This window comes from Streptomyces fildesensis (assembly GCF_016107395.1).
Classification (GTDB): Bacteria; Actinomycetota; Actinomycetes; order Streptomycetales; family Streptomycetaceae; genus Actinacidiphila; species Actinacidiphila fildesensis.
Genome location: NZ_JAAIKO010000003.1, coordinates 319,430 through 336,493, shown reverse-complemented (window position 1 = coordinate 336,493; position 17,064 = coordinate 319,430). Strand labels below are relative to the sequence as shown.

General features: G+C 71.0%; 19 protein-coding genes. 5 read left to right on the top strand and 14 right to left on the bottom strand.

Translation table 11 applies throughout. The annotated features are described in order from the left end of the window. Positions 1-65 precede the first annotated feature (65 nt). Positions 66-1,985, bottom strand: a complete 1,920-nt coding sequence (locus C6N31_RS46885; RefSeq protein WP_381584648.1) for a glycoside hydrolase family 26 protein — start codon at positions 1,983-1,985, stop codon at positions 66-68. Between the two features lie 483 nt (positions 1,986-2,468). Between C6N31_RS46885 and C6N31_RS07410 the strand changes: the two genes are divergently transcribed. Both C6N31_RS07410 and C6N31_RS07405 read left to right on the top strand, forming a co-directional pair. Beyond that, entirely contained in the window at positions 2,469-2,954 is a 486-nt protein-coding gene (locus C6N31_RS07410; protein WP_138351290.1) for a tyrosinase family oxidase copper chaperone, read from the top strand. A gap of 19 nt (positions 2,955-2,973) precedes the next feature. Then, positions 2,974-3,843: a tyrosinase family protein gene (locus C6N31_RS07405; RefSeq protein WP_138351289.1), complete on the top strand. Its 870-nt coding sequence runs from the start codon at positions 2,974-2,976 to the stop codon at positions 3,841-3,843. Positions 3,844-4,045: 202 nt separating this feature from the next. Here C6N31_RS07405 and C6N31_RS07400 read toward each other — a convergent pair whose 3' ends face one another. Continuing rightward, a complete protein-coding gene (locus tag C6N31_RS07400) occupies positions 4,046-4,297 on the bottom strand; it encodes a chaplin (protein ID WP_138351288.1) in 252 nt (83 codons plus the stop codon). Between the two features lie 379 nt (positions 4,298-4,676). Here C6N31_RS07400 and C6N31_RS07395 point away from each other — a divergent pair, with 379 nt between their 5' ends. Continuing rightward, complete coding sequence (locus C6N31_RS07395) at positions 4,677-5,180, top strand: DUF5949 family protein (RefSeq protein ID WP_138351287.1); 504 nt, start codon at positions 4,677-4,679, stop codon at positions 5,178-5,180. 76 nt (positions 5,181-5,256) lie between these two features. Here C6N31_RS07395 and C6N31_RS07390 read toward each other — a convergent pair whose 3' ends face one another. Continuing rightward, positions 5,257-6,150 carry a SigB/SigF/SigG family RNA polymerase sigma factor gene (locus C6N31_RS07390; protein ID WP_381584643.1) on the bottom strand — a complete coding sequence of 298 codons (894 nt, stop codon included), beginning with the start codon at positions 6,148-6,150 and terminating at the stop codon, positions 5,257-5,259. Between the two features lie 162 nt (positions 6,151-6,312). Between C6N31_RS07390 and C6N31_RS07385 the strand changes: the two genes are divergently transcribed. Continuing rightward, positions 6,313-7,425, top strand: coding sequence for a PD40 domain-containing protein (locus tag C6N31_RS07385; RefSeq protein ID WP_198357278.1), 1,113 nt, complete (start codon positions 6,313-6,315; stop codon positions 7,423-7,425). Here the strand turns inward: C6N31_RS07385 and C6N31_RS07380 are convergent. Next, the gene (locus tag C6N31_RS07380) at positions 7,413-8,024 is read right to left on the bottom strand and encodes a hypothetical protein (protein ID WP_244809302.1); all 612 of its coding nucleotides are present in this window, start codon (positions 8,022-8,024) and stop codon (positions 7,413-7,415) included. The two genes, C6N31_RS07385 and C6N31_RS07380, sit on opposite strands and share 13 nt — an antisense overlap. A gap of 202 nt (positions 8,025-8,226) precedes the next feature. Further along, on the bottom strand, positions 8,227-8,628 hold the full coding sequence (locus tag C6N31_RS07375) for a DUF6344 domain-containing protein (RefSeq protein WP_138351284.1): 402 nt from the start codon (positions 8,626-8,628) through the stop codon (positions 8,227-8,229). 218 nt (positions 8,629-8,846) lie between these two features. Here C6N31_RS07375 and C6N31_RS07370 point away from each other — a divergent pair, with 218 nt between their 5' ends. Beyond that, positions 8,847-10,001 carry a magnesium and cobalt transport protein CorA gene (locus tag C6N31_RS07370; RefSeq protein ID WP_138351283.1) on the top strand — a complete coding sequence of 385 codons (1,155 nt, stop codon included), beginning with the start codon at positions 8,847-8,849 and terminating at the stop codon, positions 9,999-10,001. A gap of 16 nt (positions 10,002-10,017) precedes the next feature. On the opposite strand, the gene crcB is transcribed toward C6N31_RS07370, so the two are convergent. The 9 genes from crcB to C6N31_RS07325 are packed head-to-tail and all read right to left on the bottom strand — an operon-like array spanning position 10,018 to position 17,053. Then, entirely contained in the window at positions 10,018-10,392 is a 375-nt protein-coding gene (crcB, locus tag C6N31_RS07365) for a fluoride efflux transporter CrcB (RefSeq protein WP_138351282.1), read from the bottom strand. Continuing rightward, entirely contained in the window at positions 10,389-10,871 is a 483-nt protein-coding gene (locus C6N31_RS07360) for a fluoride efflux transporter FluC (RefSeq protein WP_138351281.1), read from the bottom strand. The genes crcB and C6N31_RS07360 overlap by 4 nt, the downstream gene beginning before the upstream one ends. Before the next feature lie 40 nt (positions 10,872-10,911). Beyond that, on the bottom strand, positions 10,912-11,622 hold the full coding sequence (locus C6N31_RS07355) for a hypothetical protein (RefSeq protein ID WP_138351280.1): 711 nt from the start codon (positions 11,620-11,622) through the stop codon (positions 10,912-10,914). Positions 11,623-11,645: 23 nt separating this feature from the next. Continuing rightward, positions 11,646-12,197 carry an Rv1363c family protein gene (locus C6N31_RS07350; RefSeq protein WP_138351279.1) on the bottom strand — a complete coding sequence of 184 codons (552 nt, stop codon included), beginning with the start codon at positions 12,195-12,197 and terminating at the stop codon, positions 11,646-11,648. Positions 12,198-12,208: 11 nt separating this feature from the next. Then, complete coding sequence (locus C6N31_RS07345) at positions 12,209-12,823, bottom strand: hypothetical protein (protein ID WP_138351278.1); 615 nt, start codon at positions 12,821-12,823, stop codon at positions 12,209-12,211. A gap of 21 nt (positions 12,824-12,844) precedes the next feature. After that, positions 12,845-13,387 (bottom strand): Rv1363c family protein, encoded by a 543-nt coding sequence (locus C6N31_RS07340; protein WP_138351353.1) that lies wholly within the window; start codon positions 13,385-13,387, stop codon positions 12,845-12,847. Positions 13,388-13,398: 11 nt separating this feature from the next. Then, complete coding sequence (locus C6N31_RS07335; RefSeq protein ID WP_198357277.1) at positions 13,399-14,652, bottom strand: MCE family protein; 1,254 nt, start codon at positions 14,650-14,652, stop codon at positions 13,399-13,401. Continuing rightward, a complete protein-coding gene (locus C6N31_RS07330; RefSeq protein ID WP_138351276.1) occupies positions 14,649-16,049 on the bottom strand; it encodes an MCE family protein in 1,401 nt (466 codons plus the stop codon). The genes C6N31_RS07335 and C6N31_RS07330 overlap by 4 nt, the downstream gene beginning before the upstream one ends. Further along, complete coding sequence (locus tag C6N31_RS07325; RefSeq protein ID WP_138351352.1) at positions 16,046-17,053, bottom strand: MCE family protein; 1,008 nt, start codon at positions 17,051-17,053, stop codon at positions 16,046-16,048. The genes C6N31_RS07330 and C6N31_RS07325 overlap by 4 nt, the downstream gene beginning before the upstream one ends. Positions 17,054-17,064 lie beyond the last annotated feature (11 nt).

The window sequence follows — 17,064 nt, the reverse complement described above, 5'->3', positions numbered from 1 at the left end:
CACCAGCCCAACCGATTTTCCATGCGTGCGCCCGGCGGCAGGCCGCCGGGCGCGTCGCGTTACGGTCAGCTCTTCTTGGGGGTCTGCCATTCGACGCGGAAGCACAGCTTTCCGGTGCCGAACTGGCGCTTGAATTCGTCTCCCATGTCGAGTGGCAGGCACACCTCGGCGGGCGCCGGGGGTGAACTGAGCGTCGGAGCGGGCTTGAAGGGCCCCACCGGAACCGCCGTGCACACGGGTCCGGCCACCTGGACGACCGGCCCCGGCGTCGCGGGCGACGTCGGCGACGCAGTCGGCGCAGGAGCGGGAGACGTCGGAACAGGAGACGTCGGAACCGGTGCGGGCGACAGGCTGGGGGCGGGGCTGAAGCCGGGATCCGGCGTCGGTGTGCAGGGCGCACCGATCGTCGGGAGGGTCACCGGCACCGGAACCATGACGGTCGGAGCAGGCGCGGGTGCCGTGGCGCCGGTGGCGGCCGGATCGGGACCCGGAGCCGGCAGGGGGGTGAGCGTCGCGGCGGGACTCGGCGCGGGCGCCGGGCTCAGCCCGGGCGCGGGCTCCGGCGCCACCACCGGATCGGCGGTCGGCGGGGCCGCCGGAGCGACCACCGGCGCCGTCGCGTCGGCCGGAACCGGTGCGGCGGACGGGGTCTCCGCCACGGCCGGATCCGGAGTCGCGGCCGGGGTGACGGTCGGGGTCACGGTCGCGGGCGGCGTCACCGTCGCGGGTGGCGTCGTGGCGTCACCCGGCGCGGGGCTCACCGGAACGGTCGGGGACTCCGCCGGGGTCGCGCCGTCCGTCGGCGACGGCGACGGCACGTCCGCGGGCGTGGACGTCAGCGGCACACTCGTTGTCCCGCCCGGCGTCGTTGTCCCGCCCGGCGTCGGCGTCCCGCTCGGCGTAGGCGTGGTCGACGGCGTGGTCGACGGCGTGGGTGCAGGCGTTGTCGTCGGCGTCGGAACAGGGGTCGGTACCGGCGTCGGCGTCGGCTCGACGCGGGCGAAGTTCGTCGACCGGAAGACCTTCGACGACTTGGGGTTGTCCGTGCACTGCCACACGCCGTGCGGACAGTAGTCGGTGAGCGTCTGGTAGACCGGCCGGTGATCGTTGATCCACTGCAGCATCATCCGCATGTAGTCCGCGTTGTCGCCGTTGCGGAAGAGTCCCCACTCCGGATAGGAGATCGCCTTGTTGTGCGCGGCCGCGAAGTCCACCTGCGCCTGGAGACCGAACGGCTCCTCGACCTGGTCGTAGAAGGAGTCGCCCGGCGGCTGGTCGTAGGAGTCCATGCCGATGATGTCCACGGTGGAGTCACCCGGGTAGCACGACGTCCAGCCGATGGCGTCCTGGCCGCGGTTCGGCGTGAAGTCGAACCGGAACCGCTGGCCGGGAACGGCGCGCATCGCCGTCACGATGCGGTTCCAGTACGTCTTCCAGGACTCCGGATCCGGACCGCAGCGGTGGGTGTACGTGGTGCCGTTCATCTCCCAGCCCAGCACGACGACCGTGTCGGGCACACCCAGCGCGACCAGTCGCCGCGCCAGCTCCGTGAAGTGGCTGTCGAACCGGCCCGCCGCGCCGGAGCGCAGCAGCGACCGCACCTGGCTGTCGGAGATGTGCTGCTCGTTGCGCTCCTGCATCGGCACGTTGAGGACGAAGAGCCGGTCCGGCTCCGCCTTCCTCCACTGCGCCCACGGCTGCAGCAGCTCGGGCTCGCCCTCGATGTTGTCCCAGCTCTCGCCGGGGAGATAGGTGTGACCCACCGTGAGATGGGTACCGCCCAGCCACTGCTGCAGATCGGCGATCCGCTGCACACCGTCGGCACCGGAGGACGTGAACGCCCCCATCGGCGTGTATCCGGCGGTCGACGCGGGGCGCAGGGCCCCGGCCGGCCCGGGACCCGGCGGTCCGGCGGCCGGTGACGGCGGTGCCGGATCCGTGGCGTCCGCCGCGACGCGCATGTCGTCGACGGCGGTGTGGGTCATCCCGAGCATGAGCAGGCCGGCGGTGGCCGCTCCGACACATGCACCAGTCAGCCTCTGGCGTCGGTGGGCCATGTTTGCTCCTCCTGCGACGTTACCGACACGGAGCACTTTCTCCGGACGGTAATTCAGAAAGTATGAGCAGCCGGGCGAGCGGGCCTCTTCTGATAGTCCATTAGGAAACGTGCGCCGGTCAGAACCGCCGGTGAATCCGTCGGATCGTCAGATCGGGTGAATACCGGGTCCCTGGTTGACTTCCGCCGCCGTATATCGGATTTACGTTCGTCACGGGTCGGAGGCAAACGCCACCCGCACGAATGGAGTTCTGTACTCCGGCTGCCGGGATGAGCGAGCGCCTCACGCCGGGAGCAGGATGATGGTGCATAGCTGACGGACAGTCGGCGCCGCCCGTCCGGGCGAATGCGGCGCGATACCGCCGCTCCTCACAGGTCCGGCCCTGTCGGCCGATATCGAGGAGAGCTGAGCATGAGCGAAGCCAAGGAAAACGGCGGCGGGAAAGCGTCACCGTCCGCCCACACGCGCCGCCGGGTGCTCCGGGCGGCGTTCACCGCAGCCGTCGCCGTCACCGGCACGACGGCGGTACTGCACCCGATCATCACGGCCGGGGAGTCCGACGCGGGGAAGACCGGGTCCGGCCGGTCCGACGCCGGCAGCGACCGGGCGGGGTCCGCCCCGGCTGCGGCCGCCGGAGCCTTCGACGAGGTCTACCGGGGCCGCCGCATCCAGGGTGTGCCCACCGGCACGGCCGACGCCGCCACGACCGAGGGGTCCCCTGTCGTCATCCTCATCGACGGCCGGCAGCTCCATGTCATGCGGCGCGCGGACGGCACCTACCTGAGTGTGGCCAACCACTACCAGCCGTACGCCACCCCGCTCGACACGGCCCGCGGCGCGGTCGACGTGATCGGCGGAGCCAAGCTGTCGCTCGCCGGCGGCGCCTACCACCACTGACCGCAGAAGGGCCGACACGGTGTACACCCGCCAGAACCAGAAGAACATGACCAGCGCCCAGCGGGCGAAGTTCGTCCGCGCGGTCCTGAAACTCAAGAGCAAGGGCATCTACGACGACTTCGTCCGCATACACGGTCAGTACTACGTCTCCGACGGCGACACCGGGCTCCGGGTCGGCCACATGACGCCCTCGTTCTTCCCGTGGCACCGCCGGCTGATCCTGGAGTTCGAGCGCAAGCTGCAGTCCGTGGACTCCAGCGTCACCCTGCCCTACTGGGACTGGACGCGGGACAACGCGAAGACCTCCTCGATCTGGGCGTCCGACTTCCTGGGCGGTGACGGCCGGCGGTCCGACGGCCAGGTCATGACCGGCCCCTTCGCCTACGTCAACGGCAACTGGCCGATCACCGTCGCCGTCACGGACGAGAAGTATCTGACCCGGCAGTTCGGCCGCCCGGACCGTCCGATCGGGCTGCCCACCAAGGCGGACCTCGACAAGGCGATCGCGGAATCGGTCTACGACACCTCCCCGTGGAACTCCACCGCCACCACCAAGGGCTTCCGCAACAGGATCGAGGGGTGGACGGTCAGCGAGACGCAGGGCGGACTCCTCCACAACCGGGTCCACCAGTGGGTCGGCGGCCATATGACGGGCGCCACCTCGCCCAACGACCCGGTCTTCTGGCTGCACCACGCCTTCATCGACCTCATCTGGCTGCGCTGGCAGCGCAAGTACCCGAAGTCGGGCTATCTGCCGGCCCGGCCGCTGGCCGCCTCCGACCCGCAGCACGGCCGCGTCGTCAGTCTGAACGAGCCCATGCCGCCGTGGAACACGAAGCCGTCCGAGGTCATGAACCTGCAGAACATCTACCGGTACGAGGAGAACTGACCCGCACCCGGACCGGCGGGCGAACGCACGAGTGCGGCCCCCCGCGAAGGCATCGCGGGGGGCCGCACCAGTGGGATGGGGGTGTTCGCCCCGGGCCGCCGGACGGACAGGTGACGGGACGGTCGGTCTGCGTCCCGCCGGCCCGCTGTGCCGGGCCGGTCGTCGTCCGGTCCAGTGGCCCTACAACTGTTGAGAACCGGGACTACCAGCCGCCCGAGACGTTCTCGCAGTGGTTGCCGAACGCCGGGTTCAGGAGACCGATCACGTTGACGGAGTTACCGCAGACGTTGACGGGCACGTGAACGGGGATCTGGGCCTGGTTGCCGGACAGAACGCCGGGGGAACCGACCGCAGCACCCTGGGCACCGGCGTCGGCGGCAGCCATGCCGGCGCCCGCAGCCAGAACGGCACCGGCCGCGGCGGTGATGGCGGCTGCCTTGGCAATACGCGACATCGAAATCTCCTTGATGGTGAAACCCAAACCGCAGGACCTGCGGCATTGACGCCCTGCGCAACGCGTATGTATGCCGCATAGTCACGCAGGTTGAGCCGAACTGGTGAACGTCACCGCCGGTGAGGACGGCCCCGACACCAAAGGCTCCGAAGCTTGGACGCTCCGGAGCCTTCGCGCGGGGGTGATGCGCCCTGTCCAACGACCACGGGCCCCACCGGTCACGGCCGGGGGCGGTGCATCGCACCCCTTCCACGGACATACCGTCGTATCGCATGTGCGATCGACACGACCTCGTTCGGTGGGTTTAGCGGTCAGGACTCGCTCTCTCAGGTGACATGCGGGCCCGGTCGGGCGCGGCCCGCCGTTACAGTCCGTTGCCATGAGTCAGACCAGCACCGCTCCGGACATCACCCGGCAGAGCCAGATGGGCACCCTCGCGGTGATCCCCTGGGCCGGCGAGCACATCGAGGACGAACGGGACATCGCGTTCCTCCTGGCCTACTCCCTCGGCGATGTCGAGGGCGGCCCCGAGGCCGCGGAGGCGGCCATCACCGCGGCGATCGAGGAGGTCGGCCTGCCGATCGGCGGGACCATCCTGGACATCGCCCAGGTGCCCAAGGCCCCCGTGAAGCTCCTCGTCGAGGGCGGCCAGGCCGTCCTGACCATGCCGTACCTGCACGCTGCCTGCCCCGTTCCCGAGCAGTGGGTGGACGCGGCCCGCGACCGCGGCATGGTGTATTTCATGTTCGCCACCCGGCCGTGGCCGGAGGCGGCACCGGGGAAGCCGGTCAGCGAAGAGGTGCTCAAGTCCTTCGTGGGCGACGAGACCATGCTGGCCGGGTCCGCGCACTGCTTCGTCCCGATCGGCTCCCTCCAGGGCTGACCGCCCCGGCCGTCACAGCGCGAAGGTCCCCGCCGGACAGTGCCGGCGGGGACCTTCGTGCTGACGTTCCGACGTGTTACGCCTGGGTGAGCAGCCCGGTACGCAGCCGGGTGAGCGTCCGGGTCAGCAGCCGGGACACATGCATCTGGGAGACCCCGAGCTCGGCGCCGATCTCGGACTGCGTCATCTCCTGGCCGAAGCGCATCCGCAGGATCGCGCGGTCCCGCTCGCCGAGTTCCGCCATCAGCGGCTTGAGAGCCTGCAGGTTCTCCACCGCCTCCATGCCCGGGTCGTCCTCGCCGAGCCGGTCGACGAACGAACTGCCCGCGGCCTCCTCGTTGTTCTCCCCCGCGGGGAGGTCCAGGGAGCCGGCGGTGTAGCCGTTGCTGGCCACCAGCCCCTCGTTCACCTCGGCCGGGGTCAGGTCCAGGTATTCGGCCAGCTCCGCGGTGGTCGGGGAGCGGTCCATCCGCTGGGAGAGCGCGTCCTTGGCCTGCGCCAGCGCGATCCGGCGCTCCTGGAGGCTGCGCGGTACATGGACGGCCCAGCTGGTGTCCCGGAAGAAGCGCTTGATCTCGCCGGTGATGTACGGAATGGCGAACGTGGTGAACTCGACCTCGCGCGACAGGTCGAACCGGTCGATCGCCTTGATCAGGCCGATCGTCCCGACCTGGACGATGTCCTCCATGTCCTCCGACCGGTTGCGGAACCGGCCGGCGGCGAACCGGACCAGGGACAGGTTCAGCTCGATGAGGGTGTTCCGCGCGTACTGGTGGTCGCGCGTCCCCTCCTCCAGGCTCTGCAGGCGGTCGAAGAAGAGCTTCGACAGGGCCCGCGCATCCTTCGGCGCGACCTTGCCCGCCTCCTCGATCCACGGCAGTTCCGTCATCGACGAGGCACAGCCGCCCGTGGCCTGGACATCGACCACAGCTGTGTCGTCCGAGTTCACTAGCGCTGTCATGTTCCTCATCCTCCCAGGAGCAACCGGCAATGGCACCCGCCTACCCGGGTCCATCGGTCCCACACCCATGAATCCCGGAATCGCTGTTGCACGTCCGTGACACCGGTCACACACGTCACGGACGTTGAATCGCCACTCTTCTCCTATCAACGTCCCTGGGGGGAACCGCTCATGTCCGCTCGTACCCGTGGCAGCACCGCCGTCGCCGTCGCTCTCACCGCCACCCTCACCGCCGCCACCGCGGCACTGCTCACCGGCTGCGGCCCGACGTCGGGCGCGCGGGCGGTCACCACTCCGCCGGCCGCCACCAACACCCCGAGCAGTGGCAGTTCCGCCGCTCCGGCCGGCGGTGCGACCCCGTCGGCCGGCACCGCTCCGAGCGCCAGTGCCTCCACCACTCCGGCCGGCGGCTCCACCCCCACGGGCACGCCCACCACGGCGGGCAGCACGCGCGCGCCGGTCCTGAACGGCACGGCGAACAGCAAACTGACCATCAGCGACGGCACCCGGTACGTGGTCATGAACGGCACCAGGGTGGACTTCGGCACCGCCGTCAGGGACCTGGCCTGGTCGCCGGACGGCCGCAAGGCCGCGTTCATCGACGGCGCCGGCAACCTCGCCCTCGCCAACCCGAACGGCACCGGACGCGTCACCGTCGCCCGGAACCCGGGCGGGCAGAACTGGTCGCACCCGACGTGGCAGGTGACGGCGTACGACTCGATTCCGGAGCTGTCCGGGCGGAGCAACATCCTCTTCGCGGTCCGGAAGAGCGGCGTCTCCGAGCTGGACAGCGTCCCCTCCAGCGCCGTCAACGGGACGCCGAAGAAGCTCGGTCTGGGCTGGGAGGCCGGCGACGGGGTGAAGCCCGTCCCGCAGACCGGCAACGTCTGGCCGAGCGCGGGCGGCACCCACGGCAGCGCCGTGTACGCGAACTCCGGCACCGGCGAGGTCTTCATCCGTGACGACTACGTCCGCCAGCAGGGATCCGCGCTCACGCACGGCTCGCAGCCGGCGATGTCGCACTCCGAGCACGAGGAGGTCGTCTTCGTCCGCTCGGTCGGCGGTCACGACCACCTGTTCCTGGAGAACCCGACGGACGCCGGCCCGGTCTTCAAGGACCTGACGCCGTACGCCACCACGGACTACACCGAGCCCGCCTGGGCCCCGGACGGCAGCACCATCGCCGCCAGGACGCCGGCCGGCATCGTCACGCTCTCCACGAAGAGCTCCGCCGCGCCGAAGCTGGTGTCCACCTACACCGGGCTGCCGTCCTACCGCGGCTGATCCCCGGGTGCTCCGGGCCGGTCCCGGGCGGCGAGTTCGGCGCGCAGCTCTTCGAGGTGCGCGTCGGACGTGTCGTGCGGCAGGAACTCGACGATGTCGAGGAAGCGGAACAGCACCTGGGTGCCGGTGACGGCGAACTCGTAGTCGCCGAAGCCCACCACCGCGCCCGTCGCACCCCGTACCGCGCCCCGGACGACATGTCCGGTCAGCTCGTCCGGCCGCTGTGCCGACAACCCGCGGCGCGCGTTCGGACGGGCCAGGTAGGGGCAGACCATCGAGGCGTAGAGCATGCAGGCGCGGTGCCCCGGGCCCTCCAGGGTGGGGGCGAGATTGCGGTACGGGCGCCCGGCGGCCAGCGCGTCGGCGATCGCGGCGCTCTCCGCGGCACCCACCACACGCCACACCGGTCCTGGTGGCATCAGCGTGTCGCAGACCGAACACCGCCGCATGCGGGCGCAGTCGGCGCTGCGGCCGTAGTCCGTCAGCGCGAACTGCGGCTCGTCCCCGTCCCACGGGGTGATGGCCGGAACGGGATAGCCGCGGAGGTCACGCGGCCTGGCCCGGACGGTCGACGGCATCGGCACTGTCTCGAATCGCACGGGCCATGCCTACCAGGCACGCACCCTCGTCCGGAAGGCCGGGTGGGGCTGGGCTCGGAATATCAAGGTCCTGGGTTCTCCGTCGTGGAGATTCCCGCGCTCCGGAGAGGCGGTCTCGACACGACAAGTGGTGCGGTGGCTCAGGAGGGTCGGTTCGGACGTACGGGTGGAGACGGTCGAACGGTGTCGGTCCTGCGGTGGATCAGGCCGCGCAGGGGAGGCGGTCGAAGCGGTCGTCGTCCGCCGGGACCAGGGCGGGGGCGTCCGCGGCGGGCGTGAGGTGCGTGTCGCCGAGGCCCGCGGTGCGCGTCCGGGAGACGGGTGAGGCGCCGTGGGCCTCGGCACGGATGCGCTGCTTGATGGTGGGCGGCAGGGACCGTTCGCCGCGGGGCGCGCTCCCGGCGAAGGCCGCGAGGGGCGACAGCGGGACGGCCGGCGCGGTCCGCTCGGACGCCACGACCTCGCGACGGGCGGCACGGGCCGGGGCGGTGAGCCGCAGCGCGGTGAGGATCCCGGCGAGAACGCCGAGGAGGACGGTCCAGAACTGCGCGACCCTGGTGGTTGTGGCAGTTGCGGCGGTTGCGGTGCTTGCTGTGGTGGCCACGGCCCCTCGCTTTCGATCGGTTGGTCTGCGTATGTCCCTCATCATGTGGACGGGGCACGGCGATCTCGGGATCCGCGCCGCTTTTCGTATGAACACCACTCGGACGGGCCAACGGCCCCGCTCCGGGGCCCGCGCCCCGGGCTACCGTGGATCCGCGACGGACCGCCGTAGCGTGATGCCCGTCCGAGCAGATCCGCTCCGCCAGGAAAGAGCCCGCCATGTCGGACCGGCGTCCCCGGGCACTGCGCCCGCACAAGCGAGACCAGCGCAACCAGGCCGCGGACGCGGCCCCCGAGCGCTCCATGGAGCCCCGGCACCCGGCGGACGAGACGGCGGAGGCCGGTCCCGTGGAGAACAGCGTGATCGACGCGGCGCTCTACCGCGACGGCCACCGGATCGACACCCCTGCCACCCTCACCGAGGCCTACCGGAAGCTGCCCGACACCCCGGACGCCATGGCCTGGATCGGCCTCTACCGGCCGGCGGAGGACCAGCTGCTGGCCGCGGCGGCCGCGTTCGGACTGCACGAGCTGGCGGTCGAGGACGCCGTCGTCGCCCATCAGCGGCCGAAGCTGGAGCGCTACGGCGACACCCTCTTCGTCGTGCTGCGCGCCGCCCGCTACCTCGACGACGCCGAGGAGGTCGACTTCGGCGAGCTGCACCTCTTCGTCGGCCCGGACTTCGTCCTCACCGTCCGGCACAGCCAGTCGCCCGACCTGTCGACCGTGCGCGCCCGGCTGGAGGCCGATCCCGAGCTGCTGCGGCTGGGGCCCGAGGCGGTGCTCTACGCCGTGCTCGACTCCGTCGTCGACGGGTACGCGCCGGTCATCGCGGGCCTGCAGAACGACATCGACGAGATCGAGACCGAGGTCTTCGGCGGCGACCCGAAGGTCTCCCGCCGTATCTACGAGCTGTCCCGCGAGGTCGTCGAGTTCCAGCGCGCCACCCGCCCGCTGCTCAACATCCTCTCGGCGCTGACCGCCGGATTCGAGAAGTACGGCACCGACGAGGAGCTGCGGCGCTATCTGCGGGACGTCGACGACCACGCCACCACCGTCGTCGAGCGGGTGGACGGCTTCCGGCAGATGATCGCGGACATCCTCGCCGTCAACGCCACCCTGGTCACCCAGGCGCAGAACGAGGAGATGAAGCAGCTCGCCGAAGCCAGCAACGCCCAGAACGACGAGATCAAGAAGATCTCGTCCTGGGCGGCCATCCTCTTCGCCCCGACCCTGATCGGCACGGTCTACGGCATGAACTTCGAGACCATGCCCGAGCTGAAGTGGGTCTTCGGCTACCCGTTCGCCATCGGGCTGATGGGCGTGGTCTGCGTCGGGCTGTACATGGTCTTCAAGCGGCGCAACTGGCTGTGAGGGACGACGCCGCGCTTCATGCCCAGAGCGTCTGGGCGACGGCCACACCGGTGTAGACGGCGCCCAGCCCGGCGGTGATGCTCACCACCACGTTCGCGGCGGCGAAGAACCGGGCCCCGTCCTCGGCCAGCCGCAGCGTCTCGAAGGAGAACGTCGAGTACGTCGTCAGCGCCCCGCACAAGCCGGTGCCCAGCAGCAGCTGCACGGAGGACGAGGCGGCCCCGGCGGTCACCGCGCCGGCGACGATGCCGAGCACCAGGCAGCCGGCCACATTGACGGTGAACGTTCCCCAGGGAAAGGCCGTCTCGTGCCGGGCCTGGACGCAACGGTCGGTCAGATAGCGCAGCGGGGCGCCGACGGCGGCGCCGGCGATGACGAGCAGCCAGTTCACCGCGCCTCACCCCGGACCGCCAGGCGGCGGGTCAGCACGGCGGCGGTCCACACGGCCGCCAGGGCGGCGAGCGCCGTCCCCGCCAGATAGGCCAGACCGGTCCCGGCCTCGCCCTGCTCCAGCAGGTTTCGGATGTCCACGGCGTAGCTGGAGAAGGTGGTGAAGCCGCCCAGCACCCCGGTCCCGAAGAACGGCCGCACCAGCCGGTGCGCGGTCCACACCTCGCTGATCAGCACCATGAACACCCCGATCACGGCGCAGCCGACGGTGTTGACCAGCAGCGTCGTCCAGGGGAAGCCGCCGACGGGCGTGGGCCAGAGCAGCGCGGCGCCGTACCGGGCGCAGGCGCCAGCCGCACCGCCCAGCGAGATCACGCCGAGTACCGACACCTGGTGGCGCACCAGCTCGTCGCGCTGCGCCGGCACGCGCAGATCGACATCGGGGTCGATGGGCTCGTTCACCACTTCGCGACGGGACATCGCGCTCAACGATACCGGCCGGGCCCCGACGGCCTGCCGGTCAGCGGTTGAAGGTGTCGATGTTGCCGATCTTCCAGACACCGTCCTGGTGGACGGCGTCCACGGCGAACATGGCCGCCGCGTAGGTCGTCTCCTCCTTCGGCGCGGTACGGGTGTTCCGCTGGTCCGCGAAGATCAGCACCCGGGCCCGGTCGCCGTCGATCAGCTCCACCCCGCTGTCGGTGACCGTCGTCGTCAGGACGAGCTTCTGCACCGGCGCCTGCTTGCGCACCTGGGCGAGCATGTCCGCGTACTGCTGCACCGCCTTGCCGGTCAGCAGCTTCTTCGCCGCCTGGTCCGTCCGTGCGGTGTCGGCGTAGTTGTAGGAGAAGACCGAGTTCACCGCCTGCGTCACCATGCCCTTGACCTCGCTGGTGCGGGCGGTGTCGGTGAGGGCGGTGTTACGGGTGGCCGCGGTGTCGTGGAGCGTGGCCGCCTCCATAGCGGCCCAGCCGGCGAACCCGCCGAGCAGCACCGTCAGCAGGCCCAGGGCCGCCACGACCCGGTGGAGCACGCTGCCGCCGCGGCCCCGGCCGGGCTTCTTGACCGACGGTTTCTGCGCGGGCTTCCGATCCCGTTTCTGCTTCTGTTCCGGCTTCTGTCCGGGCTTGTCCTGCTCGGGCGCGGGCGGCGGTCCCGGGCGCGTCCGGTTCGCGGGCGGTGCGGCGGCCAGGCGGCGCTGCCGGTTGATGAGGTGGCGGGTCGTCGACATGTACGCGGGTCCTCTCGGGTCCTCTAACCGGCGGCGGACGGCTGCGAAGTGGGGGCGGTCTCCCCGACCGGCGCCTGGCCGAGGGCACTGAGCTTCCAGCCATCAGGCGTACGGGTCAGCTCGCCGAGCAGCCGGCTCTCCTTGGCCGACGGCTGGCTCTTGGGCGCGGTGACCGTGATCCGCAGCGCCACCATCACGCTCGCCTTTCCGGCCCGGACGTCCAGCTCGGTCACCGAGCCGGACAGCACCTTCGCCGTGGTCACCGTCTGCGCCTGCCGCACCTGCTTCTCGAACTCCGCCCTGCCCTGCACCAGTTGGGTGCGCAGGTCCCCGGTGGTCGAGTTCTGCCAGGTGTCGAGGCCCTGGGTCAGGTTCTTGTGGTCGAGGGTGTTCATGTTCTGCACGCCCTGTTGACCGGCGGCCAGCACCTGCTCACGGGTCTGCGCGTACCCGGCGGAGTCGTCGTGCGCCGCCCCGTACCAGGCCCAACCGCCCCAGCCGGCGGCGGCCGCCGCGAGGACGGCCAGCGCGACGGCTGCCACCAGCAGCGGGTTCCACGTCTTCGTACCTGCCATCTGCCTCTCCCCTACCGGGACGTGATGTCGGTGATCTGCCAGTGCCCGTCGTGGAACCGGGCGGTCACCGACAGCTGGGCCGCCGCGGTGGTGGCCTTCTTTCCCTTGCGCTCCGCCGTCTGGTCCAGGAAGACGAGGAGCTGCGCGCTGTCGCCGTCGAGCCGGGTGACCCCGGCCCGCACCACATGGGTGGTGAGTGTCAGCTTCTGCGCGGCCACCTGCTGCTTGACCTGCCCGAACAGCGCCTCGTACTGTCCGGCCGCCGTTCCGGCGAGCAGTTCCCTCGCCGCCAGCTCGGTGGCCTGGGTGTCCTCGGGCGTGTACGAGAAGACCTTGCCGAGGGTGTTGCTGACATCGCCGATGACCCGGCTGGTGGCTCCCGTGTCGGTGAGCGCCGTGTTGGACGTGGCCTCCGGGTCCGTCAGCTGGGAGGTCCGGATCAGCAGTCCGACACCCGTCAGCAGCAGTACGGCGAGCAGCCCGGCGACGATCGCGGCCGCCGGGGTGACGCGACGCCGCAGGCCCGGTGTGGGCGCGTCCTCGGGCTCCTCGACCGCATCCGCCCTCCCGACCGTCTCTTCCGCCTCGTCGGCGGGCTCGGTCCTGGTGTCTTCTGTGGTGCTCACGTTCGCCGCCCTCTCTCCGGATCAGCCCGCACCGACGGGTACCGCGTTGATCGCCGTGAGCCGCCAGCCCCCGGAGGTACGGGCGAGCCCGGCCTCGAAGCGCTTGCGGTCGGTGGTGGGCGCGCCGCCGCGTGGGGTCACCGCCACCTGCACCGTCGCGATGAGCCTGGCCGTGCCCGACCGGGTGTCGAGTTCGGTGACGGCGGCGTCGGTGACGGTGCAGCGGGCGCTGGTGCCGGCCTGTTGCAGCGAGGTGTCGCTCTTGGCGTTGGTGCGGGCCATCTCGTCGTGCAGCGGCCCTGTGGTGGCGTCGAGCCATTGCCGCAGACCGGCCTGGACGTGCTGGGCATCGGTGCCGTCGATGCTGTTGAGACGGACGATGTTCTGCCGCCCGTCGGCGAGGACGGCGTCGCGGGCCTTGGCGTAGGCGAGCGACTCGTCCGTCCGCGCCTGCCGGTACGACCAGCCGGCGAAGGCGCAGAACACCACGATCGCCGCCGCCACCGCCCAGGCGACGGCTCCTCTGACCGCCGCAGGAACCGTCGGCGGAGTGGGGAGGGTCATCCGTCGGCCGGTCATGGGCGCGGCTCCAGTCCGAGCAGTCCGCTCATGCCGGAGGGGCCGGCGGCCGGCAGGGACGGCAGGCCGAGGGCCGCGGGGAGGGTGCCGCCCGCGTCGGTGCCCAGCAGCAGCGCACCGGGCCGGGTCGCGGCCGGTACGCCGCCCTTCTGGGCGTTGGCGGAACCGCGGACGTTGATGCCGCTGCCCGGTGAAGCGGTGCAGCGCGCCCCGGTGTTGAGGGCCGGCGCGGTGCTGAGGTCGAGGCCGTTGCGGTACGTGGTCCCCCCGTATCCGGCGGTGCAGGGCAGCGGGGAGAAGAACGTCACCGACATCCCGAGGTTGGCGCCCTTGCCGTTGATGGCCGTGGCACCGGCCGCGGCCACCGCCGGGAGCCGGACCAGCAGCTCCTCGATGCCGTGCTGGCGGGTGACGGCCACGTCCGACGTGGTCAGCAGGTTCGCGAGCACCACGCTGAGGCTGGGGTCGAGGTCCCGCAGCAGCGCGCTGATCTGCGTCGCGGCTTCAGGCGCGGCCGTGATCAGCCGCCGCAGATCGGCGTCGGAGCCACTCAGCTGGGCGGCGAGGTCCTTGGCGCTGATGGCGAACGACCGGATCGCGTCGCCCTCCTGCGCCTGGGTGCCCAGCACGGTCGCCCCGTCGATCATGAGTTTGGTGGTGGTGGGCTCGGCCCGGTTCGCGGCCTGGATGAAGTCGGTGCTGTTGTCGACGAGGGACTGCAGGTTGTCCCCCTGGCCCTGGAACGCCTTGCCGAACTCGTCGACCACGGTCTTCAGCGATGTCAGCGGCACGGAGGAGGCGAGGGTGTCGACGCTGGTGAGCAGGTTCGTCACCGGCGCGGGGGTACGGGTGTCGGACACCGGGACGCGCGAGCCGTCCGCCAGATACGGCCCGCCGTCCGCCGTCGGGCGCAGGTCGATGTACTGCTCGCCGACCGCGGACAGATTGGCGACCACGGCCTGCAGCCGGGAGGGGATGGGCGGCGCCGAGTCGTTGATCCGCAGCTCGGCCTCCACACCGTCGTCGGTGAGCGTGATCGGTCCGACCCGGCCGACGGAGACTCCGCGGTAGGTGACGTTGGAGTGGGTGAACAGGCCGCCGGCCTCCGGAAGTTGGACCTTGACGACGTAGTAGCCGCGCATGCCGAAGTAGTGGCCGAGGTCGGCGTACCGGGCGCCGATGAAGCCGAGGACGAGGACGGCGATCACGAGGAAGGCGACGTTCTTCAGCCGGGTGCCGAGGGTGATCATGAGTGCCCCCCCGCCGAGGGCGACGGCACGGTCCTGACCGGTCCGACGGACGGCAGCGGGAAGAGCGACGACCTGGCGCCGTCCGTCCCGCCGACGTCGGCACCCGCGTCCGTACCGCCGGTATCGGTACCGGCGTCGGTGCCTGCGTCGGTGCCCGCATCCGTGCCCGCATCCGTTCCGGCGTCCGTTCCCGCATCCGTTCCGGCGTCCGTGCCCGCATCCGTTCCGGCGTCGGTCCCGGCGTCCGTACCCGCGTCCGTCCCCGCGTCCGTTCCCGCATCGGTCCCGGCGTCCGTACCCGCGTCCGTCCCCGCGTCCGTGCCTCCCACGTCCTCGCCCGGGTCGCTGGTCGGCGGCGGGTAGACATTGTCGGCGAAGTCGAGTTCCGGGACGATCTGCGTGCCCGGCGCGGCCGTCATGTCCAGGTAGACGTTGAGGTAGTCGCCCTTGACACCGCTGAGCACCTCGTCCGTGAACGGGTACGTGAGCAGCACCTGGAGCGAGTCCGGCAGCGCCTTCCCCGAGTCGGCGAGCCGCTGCAGGGTGGGCGCGAGCGCCTTGAGGTCGGCGACCATGTCGTCCTTGCTCCTGTTCACGGTGGTGACCGCGACATCGGACAGGGTGCCGAGCGAGCGGAGCATCGTCACGAGCGAACCGCGCTGCTCCTCCAGCACCTTCAGGCCGGGGCTGAGCCCGGTGAGCACCGTGCCGATCTGCCGATCGCGGGTGGCGAGGGTCGCGGAGAGGTGGTTGACGCCGTCGAGCGCCGCGGTGATGTCCTGCTTGTGGCCGTCCAGGTCCGTGACGAGGGCGTTGACGCGGGTCAGCATGGAACGCACCTGCGGTTCGTTGCCCTGCAGGGCCTTGTTGAGCTCCACGGTGATCGTCTTCAGCTGGTTGACGCCGCCGCCGTTCAGCAGCATCGACAGCGCGCCGAACACCTCCTCGACCTCCGGGTTGCGGTTGGTGTGGTCGAGCGGGATGCGGGCGCCGTCGCCGAGCCGGCCGGTGCCGGTCTCCCCGCCCGTCCGCCGGTCCGGGGCGGCGAGCTGGATGAACTTCTCGCCCAGCAGGCTGGACTGTTCGAGGTGGGCGTACGCGTTGGCCGGCAGCACGACCTTGCCGTTGACGCGCATCGTGACCTTCGCCGTCCAGCCGTTCGGCGCGAGGTCGATGGCGGTGACCCGGCCCACGGCCACGTCGTTGACCTTGACCGCCGACTGCGGGACGAGGCTCAGGACGTCGGCGAACTCGGCGGTGACGGTGTACGGATGGCTGCCCAGGTCGGCGCCGCCCGGCAGCGGCAGGCTGTCGATCCCGCCGAGCCCCGGCGCCGAGCAGCCGGCCAGGACGAGCGTGAGGGCCAGCGCGGCGGCGGCCCGGTCCGTACGTCTCACCGGGTCGCTCCCTGCGTGCCGTAGACGGTGCCGACGGTCGGCAGCGGGAAACTCAGCTCGTTGATGTCGGCCCGGCCGTCGATCGTCCGGTGCGCCGGGTCGTACGCGTTGAGGACGTTGTCGGCCGCGAGCGGCGCGGTGTCGAGCGCCTCCGCGATGGAGGCCCGCTGGTCGACGAGGGACTGGGTGAGCGGCGCGAGCTGGTCGACGACCGACTTGAGCCGGGTCCTGTTGTCGTGGATGAAGCCCTTCACCTCGCCCAGAGCGGTGGCGAGCTGTTTCAGCGCACCGGCGAGGTTCTCCTTGTCCTCGGCGAGGAAGCCGGTGACCTCGGAGAGCTGCTGCGCGGCCCGGTGGACGTTGCCGTCGTTGTTCTTCAGCATCGTCGTGAAGGACTGCAGATAGGTGATCGTGTCGAAGAAGGTGCCGCTGTTCAGCGAGAGCGTCTTGGTGACCTTGCCGAGCTGCTCGATGGTGTCGCCGAGCAGCTTGCCGTTGCCGCCGAGGTTCGCGGCGCCGGTGTCGAGCAGTGCGGAGAGCGAGCCCGTGGAGTTCGCGCCCTTGGGGCCGAGCGCGTCACTGATCCTGGTGATGCTCTCGTAGAGCTGGTCGACCTCCACCGGGCCGGCGGTGCGGCTCGACGGGATCGTCGCCCGGTCGCCGATCTGCGCGCCGCCGGTGTACGCGGGGCTCAGCTGGATGTAACGGTCGGAGACGATGCTGGGGGCCACGACGACGGCGCCCGCGTCGGCCGGCACCTTCACGCCCTTGTCCAGCGTGAGGTTCACCCGCACCTGGCGGCCTTCGGGGGTCACCGAGTCGATGCTGCCGACCTTCACGCCCAGGACCCGCAGATCGGAGCCGGGGTACACGCCGACGGCCTGGTCGAAGTAGGCGGTGATGCGCTTGCCGCCGCTGCCGCCGAACACGTACACGCCACCGGCGACCGCGACCAGGACGAGCAGCAGGACGGTGCCGAGCGCGATCCGGCGCCTTCTGGACAGGTGTGCCGTCA

Coding starts and splice junctions, on each gene's coding strand:
- C6N31_RS07335 (WP_198357277.1), bottom strand. CDS start 14,652: ATGATCACCCTCGGCACCCGGCTGAAGAACGTCGCCTTCCTCGTGATC.
- C6N31_RS07390 (WP_381584643.1), bottom strand. CDS start 6,150: ATGAGGAACATGACAGCGCTAGTGAACTCGGACGACACAGCTGTGGTC.
- C6N31_RS46885 (WP_381584648.1), bottom strand. CDS start 1,985: ATGACCCACACCGCCGTCGACGACATGCGCGTCGCGGCGGACGCCACG.
- C6N31_RS07360 (WP_138351281.1), bottom strand. CDS start 10,871: ATGTCCCGTCGCGAAGTGGTGAACGAGCCCATCGACCCCGATGTCGAT.
- C6N31_RS07370 (WP_138351283.1), top strand. CDS start 8,847: ATGTCGGACCGGCGTCCCCGGGCACTGCGCCCGCACAAGCGAGACCAG.
- C6N31_RS07340 (WP_138351353.1), bottom strand. CDS start 13,387: ATGACCCTCCCCACTCCGCCGACGGTTCCTGCGGCGGTCAGAGGAGCC.
- C6N31_RS07395 (WP_138351287.1), top strand. CDS start 4,677: ATGAGTCAGACCAGCACCGCTCCGGACATCACCCGGCAGAGCCAGATG.
- C6N31_RS07410 (WP_138351290.1), top strand. CDS start 2,469: ATGAGCGAAGCCAAGGAAAACGGCGGCGGGAAAGCGTCACCGTCCGCC.
- C6N31_RS07355 (WP_138351280.1), bottom strand. CDS start 11,622: ATGTCGACGACCCGCCACCTCATCAACCGGCAGCGCCGCCTGGCCGCC.
- C6N31_RS07350 (WP_138351279.1), bottom strand. CDS start 12,197: ATGGCAGGTACGAAGACGTGGAACCCGCTGCTGGTGGCAGCCGTCGCG.
- C6N31_RS07400 (WP_138351288.1), bottom strand. CDS start 4,297: ATGTCGCGTATTGCCAAGGCAGCCGCCATCACCGCCGCGGCCGGTGCC.
- C6N31_RS07385 (WP_198357278.1), top strand. CDS start 6,313: ATGTCCGCTCGTACCCGTGGCAGCACCGCCGTCGCCGTCGCTCTCACC.